The following is a 13,483-nucleotide window of genomic DNA, read 5'->3' as shown; positions in this document are numbered from 1 at the left end:
CATTTTTGTATTTCTCTATGCGATCTCCCTCTGCCTTAGAACTTTTAAATGCGTGGGAGTGGGGACTTTCACAGCATCCCATACAGCGAGCTTTAAAGCTGTTGGCTGTAGCTTTTCCCCAAACTCCTCTCAAAACCTTGGCACAACTTAGTATTGGACAGCGGGATGCCTACCTGTTGACACTACGGGAGTTGGTGTTTGGTTCTCAATTGATCAGTCTGGCAACTTGTCCCCACTGTAGTGAGTGTTTGGAACTGACTTTGAATAGTGCAGATATTAAGGTAGGGGCAGAGCTTTCGCTTCCAGAAACAAAACCCCAGGAGACGTTCACTGTAGATATTGCTGATTGCCAAGTGCAGTTTCGCTTACCTAACAGCCTAGATATTGCCGCTCTTGCCAGCCAAGATCATATTGCTGACAGCCAGCAATACCTGCTTAACCGCTGTGTTTTAGCAGTTCATTGTCACAGCGAACAACAAACAAACGATCAATTGCCACCTAATCTTTGGGATGCGGTTGTACAGCGAATGGCTGAAGTAGATCCGCAAGCAGACGTACAGTTTAAATTGGTATGCCCTGTCTGTAAACATCAGTGGCAAGTTGTTTTTGACATCCTCTCCTTTTTCTGGAAAGAAATTGATGCTTGGGCATATCGCATTTTGCGGGAAGTGCATACACTGGCTTGTATCTATGGTTGGGGCGAAGCAGAGATTTTGGCTCTGAGTCCCCATCGTCGTCAGTTTTATCTGCAATTAGTTGCCCAAAAGCATTATGGCGCATCTGTACGTTAGTTGTTTTTCCCACCTGCTACCTATGAGCGACTATCTCAACAATTTAATAGCCAGAAGTTTTAACCAGGTAGAAGTTATTCAACCGCGACTCGCATCACTGTTTGAACCGTTATCGAGTCATGCTGGATTGGATGCAACACCCGATATAAGTTGGGAGCAACCCAATATGAATAGAGATAGGGGGAAACGGGAACTAAGTCAAGTAAAAAGAAATATTTCCATTGATGATAGTGATGAATCGGCTATGATGTTTGACTGGGAGACACTAATAGATGTGGAGAAACAAGGATTTCAAGCCTTAAAATCTCCAGAGGTTTCACAGACAGAAATAGAACTACCCATTATTAACAAAAGTGCATCTGTGTCTCCGGCAAAAATACCAGCACCCAATACACACCGTAACCAGTTACTTCAACAAACAAATACAGAAGATGATTTGACGCTGGTTGAACAAACAGAGTCATTTGCAATTGATTCACCGCAAGACGAATCAAAAATTTCTCGTAATACTGTACTTAACCCAATTCCCAATCCTAAATCTGAACAACACCATACTGTAGAAATAGAAGCAGCGCAATTTAAGAGTGAGGAATTTGACCAGAATTTTTCTCAGCATCAACCAGTTTTTGGTAGCCAACAAGATTTAACTTCGCTTAAACCAGAGCAGATATCTATTAATAAATTAGCCGCCACATACCAAGCAAATGCAAACACCTTTCAACTAAAAGAGGAACGATCTGTTGAGGCAAAAGATCAGCTTCAGCAAAAGAAAGTATCTAGTGATATATTACCCCTAAAACCTTTAGTAAGAAACCCTATTTCAAGAGAGCAACCAACAAAACCAGCAAACATTTTGCAACCGCAAGTGCAGCCATCTACTAGCACTAAAAGTGTTACCACTGAAGTATCACCACCAACACCAACCATTAATATCAGTATTGGGCGGATCGAAGTTCGCGCCACTCCCCCAACAGTGTCACCACCAACTAAGCAGCAACCTGCAACACCCGTAATGGGTTTAGAACAATACCTGCACCAACGTGCTAAAGGAGATTATCGATGAGCAACTCCTTGGCAATTGCCGCCGTTACTGCCACCCTCACTCACCTACTGCATGATGGTATCATTCTTGATCTACCGGGTGCAATCGTGACCGCAAAACCGCCAGAAAAAGCACGCAATGGCAGAAACAACCAGTTAAATCTGTTTTTATACCAAACTATGCCCAATGCGGCATGGCGCAATATGGATATGGCTTCTCAGGTAAAGCCTGGAGAGACAGGTCAACCACCTTTGGCGTTAAACCTATATTACCTGATTACTGCTTATGGGGAGGATGAAGATGATATCAAAAGCCATCGCCTTTTAGGTAGAGCAATGAGTATTTTACATGACTTTCCCGTACTTGATGCTACTGAGATTAGGGATGCCTTGCCTAATAACGATTTACATCAGCAGGTAGAACGAGTACGCATCACTCCCCAGCCCATGTCGATAGAGGATATGTCCAAACTGTGGACGATGTTTCAAACTCAGTACCGAATTTCTGCTGCTTACCAAGTTGCGGTTGTACTGATTGAAAGTCAGTTGCCAGTAAAGACTCCTTTACCTGTACTCACACGCGGTGCTGACGATAGTGGGATTAACTCCCAAGCAAACTTGATTCCACCATTTCCAACCTTGGAAACTGTTATTCCTCCCAACAAGCAACTCAGTGTTCGCTTGGGCGAAGAGTTGACTATCAAGGGACACCATTTAAATGGGGAAAATGTGGTGATTAAATTAACCAATCCCCGTTTAGCTACAGCAGTTGAACTGATACCACCAGGAAGAACTGCAAGTGAAATCAAGGTGCAACTACCCAACAATCCCGCCCAATTACCTGCGGGTTTCTATAACTTAGTAGCTTTTATTAAGCAAACTAATCAACCCGATAGAACAACAAACGAAATTTCTTTTTCCCTCGCACCCCGCATTCTCAATGTTAACCCGAACCCAGCAACTCGTAATGCTAGCAGTGAGGTGACATTAACAGTGAATAGTAGTCCGGAAGTCAGACTTGACCAAAGAGCAGCTTTGTTGATAGGCGATCGCGAAATTCTTCCCTTACCACGAACGAACCAGTCAGATCCACTGGCATTTGAAGTCAACAATATTACTGCTGGTGAATACTTTTTACGCTTGCGGGTAGATGGAGTTGACAGTTTGTTAATCAATCGTGAGGTGACACCGCCCATTTTTGATCCCACTCAAAAGGTGACTATCCAATGAACGACCTGGAACACTGGCACAAAAGCAACGAACAATACCTGAAAGCAGCCTTAACTTGGTTGCGGCTATCTTTATTGCAGTTCGCGGAACCTGAGAATGTCTCACCCTCAGCAGAGGAAGATTTGAAAAAAGCTGCGGCAACAATGGCTGTAGCAGAAGCAACTAATCCACCTCCGGCTATGGTAATTTTAGGTCAGCGATTGGGGCTTTCTCACTTTGAGCAGCAAGTATTATTACTATGTACTGCAATAGAATTAGATATACGTATTGCCAGTCTTTGCGCCCGTGTCCAGGAAGACCTCCATCGTCCTTATCCTACCTTTGCCTTGGCTTTGACACTATTTGAAGAAGCTAGTTGGGACGTACTTTCTCCAGAACGACCTCTGCGCTATTGGCGGCTAATTGAAATTAACCAACCTGCTGCTCAACCCCTAACTACCAGTGCTTTGCGGGCTGACGAACGGATTGTCAATTTCCTCAAAGGGTTGAATTACTTAGATGACAGGTTAGCACCTTTACTCATACCGTTAGAAGCTGCCTCAAGTCAAGAGCAATTACCACCCTCCCAACAGTCACTAGTAAATAGTATAATTAATAACTTACAAAAACCAGCAGCAAGACACAATCCCCCCGTAATTCAGTTATTGGGTTCAGACGTAGCCAGCAAGCAATTGGTAGCAAGCCACTGCGCCCAGGCACTCGGCTTATACCTATACCGCATTCCCGTACAGTTGCTACCTGCTCAAACAGCCGACTTAGAAACATTTGTCCGCTTGTGGCAAAGAGAAAGTTTGCTGTTACCCATTGCTCTCTATATAGATGCTCGCGAACTTGAAGGAGGACAAACATCGACTTTATACCGCTTTATTCTCCGTAGTCAAGGAGTAATTTTCCTTGACACCCGTGATATACAATTAGAACTAAATCGTCCTACCCTACCTGTTGACATTGCCAAACCCAAACCAACAGAACAGCAAGCTGCTTGGTTACAATTTTTAGGTACAGCATCTTCCAAAAGTTCAGCACTTTTAGCAGGACAATTTAACCTGAGTTTGACAGCCATTGAGCAAATCGCTCTCAACGAACTACAAAAAACATCCAATGATTCAGGTAGCCTGCACAAGCGAGTTTGGGAAGCTTGTTTGGTTTACACCCGTCCCCAGTTAGATGCACTCGCACGCCGAGTCGAATCTAAAGCCACTTGGGATGATATAGTGCTACCACAAGAAGCAATGGACTTACTGCGGCAAACTGCCAACCAAGTACAGCAACGCAGTATCGTCTATGAAAACTGGGGATTCCACCGCCAGATGAACCGGGGTTTGGGTATCAGTGCCCTGTTTGCAGGCGAAAGCGGCACTGGTAAAACAATGGCTGCGGAAGTGATTGCCAATGACTTACAGCTTAACCTTTACCGGATCGACCTGTCAGCGGTAGTTAGCAAATATATTGGTGAAACCGAGAAAAACTTGCGGCGTTTATTTGATGCTGCAGAAGATGGAGGAGCCATCCTATTTTTTGATGAAGCTGACGCCTTATTTGGCAAACGCAGCGAAGTTAAAGATAGTCACGATCGCTACGCCAATATAGAAATTAACTATTTATTACAACGTATGGAAGCCTATCGCGGTCTTGCTATACTGGCTACTAATATGAAAAGCGCCCTTGATACAGCCTTCATGCGACGGCTGCGGTTCATTATTGACTTCCCCTTCCCCAGTATTGCCGAACGCAAGGGCATATGGCAGCGCGTGTTTCCCCCAGAAACACCCACAACAGACTTAGATTGCGATCGCCTAGCACGTCTCAATTTAACAGGAGGTAGCATTCACAATATAGCCCTGAACGCCGCCTTTCTAGCAGCCAGAGAAGGAACTCCCGTCACCATGCCACTGATACTAAATGCTGCCCGTACCGAGTTACGCAAGTTAGAAAAACCCATCAACGAAGCAGATTTTCGATACTCACCACTCACTAATTAACAATCTTGTATTTCTTCTCTTAGCGTCCTTGGCGTCTTGGCGGTTCAATAAAAAAATAACTATATGAACATCAACATACACATCGAAAAATTAATTCTCCACGACTTACCCATTCCCCACAGTCAACGCCCACTTCTACAGGCAGCCGTAGAAGCAGAACTTGCACGCCTAGTTACAAATGATGGACTAGCAACCAGTTTGTTAGCAGGCGGTGCAGTACCCAAAATATTAGCTAGCAACATCCAACTCACTCAAGACAGCAATTCGACCTTATTGGGACAACAGATAGCCCAAGCAGTTTACGGAGGTTTAGGGCAATGACTCGTCAAAGTGCAACGCAAACAAAACAACAAAGCCCAACTGCATCAGTACTAAGTAGCGGTATATTGCAACGCAAATGTACTGCCTGCGGACAGAAGACGGTTGCAGGTGGTGAGTGTGCTCAGTGCCAGAAAAAGAAATCGCTTTTGCAACGACGTGCTAGTAGTCAATCTGAAGTGTCGGAAGTGCCGCCAATGGTGCATGAAGTATTGCGATCTTCCGGACAATCTCTGGATGTAGGAACGCGCACTATCATGGAGCCACGGTTTGGGCATGACTTTAGTAGTGTGCGGGTGCATTCGGAAGTGTCAAGAGCAGCGCCGATGCAAGTTAAGGCTGCCTTTAAAACAATTGCTGGTTTGAGCCTAACAGAAACAGACCTCCTAGGGGGAAGCCAAGAAGGAAATGGCACAACCTTGCCGTACCAAGAAGCGAATGAATTACTAGAATGCATTCGGATTATGGGCGCAGACAATGCGGCTTTCTGTCGTGATGCAGTATCCCAATTGCCACCGAATACATTAACGCGGTCGGCTATTGTCATATTAGAAAACGGCATCACAAGTCCAACCTTTAACCCTTGTGGTCAATTTACTTGGGACGTTGGCTGGAATACAACTGGTCGGAATGGCTTCATAGTTCAAGAAATTAACAACGTTTACAATACGCAAAATTGCAATGGCACGCCCAACAATACTGTGCGTGCAACTCCTCGTTATTGGGAAGCATGGCTGGTAGATGGCTCTGGGACAGTAACACCCAATGTGGGATCGACTAATGATATATGGAGGCGTCCCAACCGTCCCAACACTAGAGGTAATTGGTCAATGACAGCTAACGTGTATTGGGCTAACAGTTTAGATCCGGCAGCCCACTTTAGTGGTGGCAATGTGGCAGATGCTGGTATTTTACTATCAACTACAACTCGCCCCACCAATCTGGCTTCATCTTTATTAACTCGCAAAGCCGGAGGTACATGGGATTGTTGTAACGGCAAGAACGCACATACACCAGCATAATGGGTGAAGTTATGAATAGAGAAGAACTTTTTGCTATAGTGCATAGCTGTTCGGGTTGGAATGGGTACACTTTTGACCCAAGAAGCTATATTCTTGCTGTCAATACAATTTATCCAGAAGGTAAGTCTTGGGTGATTTCCGCCTTGCGTGATTATTGCCATTTACTGATTGACAATGGAGATTGGATTATCGAAGCTACAAAAGTATTTTTTTTGCTAAGAATACTTTTTGTTCCTAAAGAACATAACATCTATTTTCCCAGGATAAAACTGGGGATATCTGCCAGCAGTCAAATGTTGACAAATCATGATTTTCCTATTTATCCTTTGGTTTTATTAGAGGATGTACCTTTACTTATTGTTGGAGAATTTATCTTAGGAGGTTTGCCAGAAAACCCCCTAGCACAGATTGATTTCTGCGAGCATTATTGCCAGCTACGAACAACTCCTCTGCATCCTCCTGACAATCCATTGTTGCTTTATGAGTTATTACAGCGATGGGAAAGTGAAACTGAAATTGCAGTATTGCAAGCTCAGTTATTGCGTCTAGTACAAACAGTTTACACATTGCCTGGAATAAATGAACCTGGCTTTTTCTGTTATTTGAAAGTTCCTGAAATTTGGCAGCAATGCATTAATACATTCCAAAATCTGGATGCAGTTTGGAATGAACAGCAAAATGATTACTGTTTGTAGTGTACGAATGCAACCGCAGTATACAGAGGACTAAATCTATGAATACCCGCGCACCCACTCAAACTAAAGCTAAACAATCCTTTACGCCTTTTAGCGGTGGTCTTTTACAACGCAAATGCACTTCTTACAACCAACACACCTTAGGAGGTAGTGAGCGTACTGAGTGTCAGAAAAACAAATCGCTCCTGCAACGGCGTGCCACAGGTCAAGCAGAAACGTTAGAAGTGCCGCCACCAATTGTATATGAAGTATTGAATTCGCCTGGTCAACCCCTAGATGCTAACACCCGTACTTTTATGGAGTCACGCTTTGGACATGACTTTAGCAGCGTCAGGGTACACGTAGATGCTAAAGCTGCGGAGTCGGCGCAGGTGGTAAATGCCTTAGCTTATACAGTAGGACAGAATATAGTGTTTGGGGCGGGACAGTATTCACCGACAATAAATGAAGGTAAGCAGTTGCTGGCACATGAATTAACCCATGTCATCCAGCAAGGCGATCGCTCGTTCAATACTAGTGCATCATTGCAGTTCGATCACCCAACGAGCATATCAGAGCAAGAAGCTAGTGCCAGTGCAGATAGAGTAATGCAACAAAGTCAAGTGACCTCCATAAGCAAGAATGTTGCTGTAGTCGATAGTCCGCAGATTCAACGTCAAACTAACCTTGCTACCGATGAGCGAAAACCGACGGGTTTGCCCTACATCGACTCGATATTCGCCTTACTGACGCTAGATGCTTTTACCTCTGACAGTGCAGAACTTACAGAAGCACACAGCAGCAAAATTGCCGCTTACAAAAAGCGGGTTGCCCAACTAATGAAATTGTATCCCGACTCTTACATCACCATCGTCGGTCACACTGACGCCACAGATACCGAACAGCACAATCAAATGTTGGGTCAGCAACGCGCTGAGACCGTCATGAAAGCACTAGGTGAGGGCGACCTTGCTATCCCTCAGTCCATTATGCGTGCTTACAGCTTGGGCAAAACATCACTGAAAGTGCAGACCAAAAACCGCGAATCGCGCAATCGCCGGGTTGAAGTCTCGTTTACAGCACGCCGCTACAGCTACCGCGATTTACCCACCCTCTCACCCTCGCAACCACCTATTGGAACAGGTCCTAAAATCGAGATTCCATCTCCAATACCTCCTGGACCCTTCGGGGCACCAAAACTGCCATCAATCCCACCATATAAACCACCAACCTACCGACATGAAATTGAGCAGCTTTTGGAAGGAGACCCAATTCTGCGTCAGTTACGCGGACTATCGAAACCTGCTTTCGATGCGGTAGTTGATGGTGCCATGCGGGTAGATGAAATAGCAGTGGATAAAGCTTTAGACTTTTTGCCTGTAGATGGGGAAACGAAAAAAGCCCTCAAAGCTGCGGCAAAAGCCCTACTGCGTACTTTAAAGGGTGAGAAGTTCCAAGTGCCCATACCGCCATCCAGAGAACAGCCCCCGTCTAACATACCACAGCCCCCAAGAGCACCACGCGAATTCTTGCTTCCGCTTCCACCAATCAAGTTTTGAGGGATCGAGATAATGAACATGCGATCGCCCAACCAAACCAAAGCCAAATCATCCTTTACGCCTTTGAGGACTGGTTTATTGCAACGCAAATGCACATCCTGCAATCAACACACTTTAGCAGGTGGTGAGTGTACTGAGTGTCAAAAAAACAAATCCCTTCTACAACGGCGTGCTAGCAACCAAGCTGAAGTGTCGGAAGTACCACCAATTGTACATGAAGTGCTGCGATCGCCCGGTCAACCTTTGGATGCAGAAACTCGGACTTTTATGGAATCGCGCTTTGCCCAGGACTTAAGCCAAGTGCGAGTGAGTCAAATGTTGCCTCAAATTCAGCCTCGGTTAACTATTGGTGCAGTGGGAGAGCAATTTGAGCAGGAAGCAGATAGAACAGCAGATAAAATTGTTCAGCAGTCTGAACCGCAAACGCAATCTCGGAAGGATTTTAGCGGTGTCCGAATTCATACTGATGCGAAAGCTGCGAAATCGGCACTGGCATTGAATGCATTGGCGTATACGATGGGGAATCACATTGTTTTTGCGTCAGGGCAATATGCGCCTCAAAGTGCAGTGGGAAAAACGCTTTTAGCCCATGAGTTAACTCATGTTGTCCAACAGCAAAGCGTTGTTCACCCAGTTCTCCAGCGTAAACTGGATAAAATTACCCAATCGGGTTGCAACTTCACGTTTGAAATCGGCATCGGCATCTATGGACCTCGCGCTAATTCCACTCTTGCGACAACCTGGCAAAGTCGAATTAACAGTCGCTGGAGTACCGATATCGTCTGCGCCAGCAATAGCAAGCGATGCCCTGTGACAATGAAATCGAAGGTCAATGCCTATCCCTCTAAAAACTGGCGGTGGCAAGTGCCTGAGAGCAACGCCGTATATGTGGAAGCACCGGGATATCGCGATATTTCTGCTCCCCTCTACGTTCACTGGGCAGAGGATGCGGATGAACTGACAGTCGTCCACGAAACTGGGCATCTGATGGGGTTATACGACCTGTATTTTGGCAAATACACATTGCCAGGATTCGAGAATGACATTATGGGTAACTATTACACCGATCCGGGACCAACCCAATTTAGCGGAGCACTAGCATCAATTCTGTTCAATCACAAAAAAGGATGTCCTTGTTGCTTTGGACCAAAGTAAGCTGCATTCACTCTTAAAGACATTGGAAAATAGCCAAATCTTTCCTTGACTGCTATCAGCCACCATCACTATTCTTCACACCCATGACTACCTTCCCCGGCTCACCCCGCCTGCTTAAAGGGGCAATTATCGGACTTGACCCAGTCAATCCAATTTCCAGCGTTATCATCTTCCAATACAACCCGGATACAATGACGCGCCGATTGGAAGCACGTTCTACAGGAGGTGGTGAGAACAGCGATCGCTCAGAAGCATTTCGCTTAACAGGACCGCCCAAAGAAACTATCACCTTGAGTGTGGAAGTAGACGCAACTGACCAGCTAGAAACCACGAATCCTATAGCGGTAGTGGCGGGAGTCTATCCAGCCTTGGCGGCAATGGAAATGCTGCTTTATCCCAAGAGTGCAACGGTGATTGCGAATACAGCCTTAGCCCAAGTGGGCATTTTGGAAGTGATTCCTCCAGAAGCACCGCTGACTTTGTTTGTTTGGGGTCCCCAACGAGTGCTTCCCGTGCGGCTGACTAGCTTTAGTATTACTGAAGAGTCTTATGATACTTTGCTTAATCCTATTCGCGCTAAGGCTGATTTGACTTTACAGGTTTTGAGCTATGTAGATTTGAAGTTGACTAATCCAGGTTATCACCTGTTTTTGGCGCATCAAATTGCTAAGGAAATCACGGCTACAACTAATGTGGTTAATAGTGCTTTTAATATTGGTTTTTCTTTGAAGCTGTGATTTTTAATGAACCGCCAAGACGCCAAGAGCGCCAAGAGAAGAAACAGGTTGTCATTGCTTGACTCTAGTAATCCAAAATCCAAAATCTAAAATCCAAAATTGTTATGTTTTCTGTCACAAGTCGTTATTTCAGTATTGAAACTGCAAAATGGGTAAGTCCAGATGGACGGGAAATTGCGTATTTGCGCCGTCGTTTTTTACCTAATGCCACTACTGCTGTACTGGCTGAACACGCTGTCACTGAGGGCGATCGCTTGGATAATATCACCGCTCGTTACTTGGGTGATCCTGAGCAGTTTTGGCGTGTGTGCGATGCCAACAATGCTATGCACCCTGATGAACTTACCACAGAAGTTGGTCGGCGGTTGGTAATTCCTTTGATTCAAGGAGGTTGAGGTATGGTTGTAAATAGCGTTCGCCTCCAGTTAATGATTGGTGCTACTATACCTTTACCTGCTCCGTATGCGGTTGTAGATGCGTTGGTAAGCATTGAAGTTACCAATCGGGATGAGGAGCGGGATGGGTTTCAGATGACTTTCAGTTTGGGCAAAGATTCACTTCTGGATTATGGATTGCTATTTAGTGGCATTCTTGACCCACCTAACCGCGTTATTATCACGGTGATTATTGGTGTTTTACCCCAAGTGTTAATTGATGGTATTATTACCAACCATCAGTTTCTACCCAGCAATCAACCAGGGGAATCACGGTTGATTGTCACAGGAGAAGATATCAGCCTCAAGCTAGATTTGGAGGAGAAAAACGCTACTTATCCCAATCAACCAGATTCAGTGATTATAACTAGATTAGTTGCTAGTTATGCTACTTTAGGTTTAATACCTAAGGTAACGCCTACTACCGATATTCCTATTCAGATAGACCGGATTCCAACTCAGCAAGGCACGGATTTAAATTATATTCAGCAATTAGCGAGGCACAATAGTTTTGTTTTTTACATTGAACCAATTGCTCCTGGTGTTAATACCGCTTATTGGGGAATAGATAACCGCTTAGGTTTACCCCAACCTGCACTGACAATGAACATGGGAGCAAATACCAACGTAGACACGCCAATTACGTTCAACTTCAATGCCTTGGGACCAGCACAACCACAGGTAACGATTGTTGAACCCTTCACCAAGCTGGCAATTCCCATTCCCGTGCCTAGTGGCTTGCGTCCCCCCCTAGCTAGCAAACCTGCTATGCCATTACGCAAAACCTTACCCCGGAATACTGCTAACCTCAATCCTACCCAAGCGGCTTTACGGGCGGTGTCCAGCGCAAGTCAATCATCGGATGCTTTGACTGCGACTGGGGAAGTAGATACAGTACGTTATGGTCGGGCATTGCGATCGCGTCGTCTGGTAGGGGTGCGGGGTGTAGGCTTCAATTATGACGGCATCTACTACGTTAAACAAGTAACCCACCGGATTGAACGCGGTAAATACAAACAAAGCTTTACCCTAACTCGTGAAGGACGCGGAGCTTTAACTCCAGCAGTCGTGCCGTGATGGGGAGTGGGGAAGTGAAGAACCAACTAACTGAAGACTCAAAACCAGCATTTGGAGCAAAACAACTATGAATGGACAAGGATCTCCTTTTTACGGTAAATACCGAGGCGTCGTCACTGACAACCGCGACCCAAAAGGTTTGGGTAGAGTGCGGGCGAAGGTGCAGGATGTACTGGGAACCGAAGACAGCGGTTGGGCAATGCCAAGTGTACCTTATGCTGGAAACGGGGTTGGTTTATTTCTTGTCCCACCAAAAGATGCTTGGGTTTGGATTGAGTTTGAACATGGAAACCCAGATTATCCAATTTGGACAGGCTGTTTTTGGGGTACACCCTTAGAAGTACCTGCTACTCCCCCATTCCCTGAGATAAAAGTACTGAAAACTGATACTGCCACCATCAAATTGAGTGACTTACCAGGACCCGTAGGTGGTATCACTATTGAAACGAAGACAGGCATGAAGATAGTTTATAAGACCACAGGTATTGAAATTAGCGGTGGTTTAGGAACTATTGAGATTTCTGGTAGCAAAGTAAGTATTAACAACGGTGCTTTGGAGGTAACTTAATGCCCGGTTATGTACTTCATTTTGGAGCAAGTGTCCTCTGCGCCCACGCAGGACAAGGACAACCAATTGCATCAAATCCCCGTGTGAAAGTCAGCGGTCAGTCAATTGTAACACAAGTTAATAATTATACCATTACTGGTTGTACCTTACCCAGCCTCACTGCTGGTGCACCGCCATGTGCGACTGCTCAGTGGGTGTCCGCAGCAGTAAGAGTAAAAGCAGGAGGAATGCCCGTATTGTTACAGGACAGTCGGTCAATTTGCGCTCCCACTAGTACACCTTTAAACGTAGTTGCTACACAAATTCGAGTCAAAGGAATTTAAACAAACTTATGAACATAGATTTTCCTTTTCACTTTAATAGCAGGGGTAGTACCGCCACCACCGATGATAACAACCACATCCGCGACTTGATTGAGCAACTACTATTCACTAATCCAGGCGATCGCGTTAACCGACCTGACTTTGGCAGTGGCTTACTTTCTATGGTATTTGCTGCTAGTAGCCCTGAAATAGCCACAGCCTTAGAATTTAGCCTCCAAGCTGCTTTGCAACGCTGGCTTGGTGACTTAATCGAAGTCCGTGCTCTTTCAGTAACTCTAGAAGACTCCACACTACGTATCAATATCCAGTATGCAATCAGACGTACAGGTGAACAACGTACAGAAACCATAGAACGTAAAACCCTACCATAAGTGATTCAAACTCCTCTTTACCTTGGCGCTCTTGGCGTCTTGGCGGTTCAATAATAAAAAGCATTTTGCTAAAAAGCTTTATGCAAATCAAATGTCCGACAATCTAACATTATTCATTAACTATCTTCTCTTCTTCCTCCTCTTCTTTTTCCTCCTCTGTGTTCTCTGCGCCTCTGCGGTTCATTCCAAAAAAACACCTTC

Annotated in this window: 15 protein-coding genes; all 15 read left to right on the top strand. The window is 45.2% G+C overall.

Annotation, left to right across the window (positions count from 1 at the left end; genetic code table 11):
- Positions 1-17: 17 nt before the first annotated feature.
- On the top strand, positions 18-791 hold the full coding sequence (locus tag ICL16_RS15200; RefSeq protein WP_190829141.1) for a T4 family baseplate hub assembly chaperone: 774 nt from the start codon (positions 18-20) through the stop codon (positions 789-791).
- Positions 772-1,854 carry a hypothetical protein gene (locus tag ICL16_RS15195; RefSeq protein ID WP_190829139.1) on the top strand — a complete coding sequence of 361 codons (1,083 nt, stop codon included), beginning with the start codon at positions 772-774 and terminating at the stop codon, positions 1,852-1,854. The genes ICL16_RS15200 and ICL16_RS15195 overlap by 20 nt, the downstream gene beginning before the upstream one ends.
- Complete coding sequence (locus tag ICL16_RS15190; protein WP_190829137.1) at positions 1,851-3,062, top strand: Pvc16 family protein; 1,212 nt, start codon at positions 1,851-1,853, stop codon at positions 3,060-3,062. Before ICL16_RS15195 ends, ICL16_RS15190 begins: the two co-directional genes overlap by 4 nt.
- On the top strand, positions 3,059-5,044 hold the full coding sequence (locus ICL16_RS15185) for an ATP-binding protein (RefSeq protein WP_190829135.1): 1,986 nt from the start codon (positions 3,059-3,061) through the stop codon (positions 5,042-5,044). The genes ICL16_RS15190 and ICL16_RS15185 overlap by 4 nt, the downstream gene beginning before the upstream one ends.
- 63 nt (positions 5,045-5,107) lie before the next feature.
- A complete protein-coding gene (locus ICL16_RS15180) occupies positions 5,108-5,365 on the top strand; it encodes a hypothetical protein (protein WP_190829133.1) in 258 nt (85 codons plus the stop codon).
- Positions 5,362-6,384, top strand: a complete 1,023-nt coding sequence (locus tag ICL16_RS15175; protein ID WP_190829131.1) for an eCIS core domain-containing protein — start codon at positions 5,362-5,364, stop codon at positions 6,382-6,384. Before ICL16_RS15180 ends, ICL16_RS15175 begins: the two co-directional genes overlap by 4 nt.
- Before the next feature lie 11 nt (positions 6,385-6,395).
- Positions 6,396-7,079 (top strand): hypothetical protein, encoded by a 684-nt coding sequence (locus ICL16_RS15170; protein WP_190829129.1) that lies wholly within the window; start codon positions 6,396-6,398, stop codon positions 7,077-7,079.
- A 38-nt stretch (positions 7,080-7,117) separates the two neighbouring features.
- Positions 7,118-8,617 (top strand): eCIS core domain-containing protein, encoded by a 1,500-nt coding sequence (locus ICL16_RS15165; RefSeq protein ID WP_190829127.1) that lies wholly within the window; start codon positions 7,118-7,120, stop codon positions 8,615-8,617.
- A 12-nt stretch (positions 8,618-8,629) separates the two neighbouring features.
- Positions 8,630-9,772 carry an eCIS core domain-containing protein gene (locus ICL16_RS15160; protein ID WP_202895565.1) on the top strand — a complete coding sequence of 381 codons (1,143 nt, stop codon included), beginning with the start codon at positions 8,630-8,632 and terminating at the stop codon, positions 9,770-9,772.
- A gap of 83 nt (positions 9,773-9,855) precedes the next feature.
- Positions 9,856-10,509: a hypothetical protein gene (locus ICL16_RS15155; protein ID WP_190829125.1), complete on the top strand. Its 654-nt coding sequence runs from the start codon at positions 9,856-9,858 to the stop codon at positions 10,507-10,509.
- A 104-nt stretch (positions 10,510-10,613) separates the two neighbouring features.
- On the top strand, positions 10,614-10,904 hold the full coding sequence (locus ICL16_RS15150; protein ID WP_190829123.1) for a LysM peptidoglycan-binding domain-containing protein: 291 nt from the start codon (positions 10,614-10,616) through the stop codon (positions 10,902-10,904).
- A gap of 3 nt (positions 10,905-10,907) precedes the next feature.
- A complete protein-coding gene (locus ICL16_RS15145; protein WP_190829121.1) occupies positions 10,908-12,020 on the top strand; it encodes a phage late control D family protein in 1,113 nt (370 codons plus the stop codon).
- 67 nt (positions 12,021-12,087) lie between these two features.
- Positions 12,088-12,588, top strand: coding sequence for a phage baseplate assembly protein V (locus ICL16_RS15140; RefSeq protein ID WP_190829119.1), 501 nt, complete (start codon positions 12,088-12,090; stop codon positions 12,586-12,588).
- Entirely contained in the window at positions 12,588-12,911 is a 324-nt protein-coding gene (locus ICL16_RS15135) for a hypothetical protein (RefSeq protein ID WP_190829117.1), read from the top strand. The genes ICL16_RS15140 and ICL16_RS15135 overlap by 1 nt, the downstream gene beginning before the upstream one ends.
- A gap of 8 nt (positions 12,912-12,919) precedes the next feature.
- Positions 12,920-13,282: a GPW/gp25 family protein gene (locus ICL16_RS15130; RefSeq protein WP_190829114.1), complete on the top strand. Its 363-nt coding sequence runs from the start codon at positions 12,920-12,922 to the stop codon at positions 13,280-13,282.
- The last annotated feature ends 201 nt before the right edge of the window (positions 13,283-13,483 follow it).

The organism is Iningainema tapete BLCC-T55, from assembly GCF_014698965.1.
Lineage (GTDB): Bacteria > Cyanobacteriota > Cyanobacteriia > Cyanobacteriales > Nostocaceae > Iningainema > Iningainema tapete.
The sequence above is the reverse complement of the archived record's forward strand: the minus strand, read 5'-3'. Positions and strand labels throughout refer to the sequence as shown.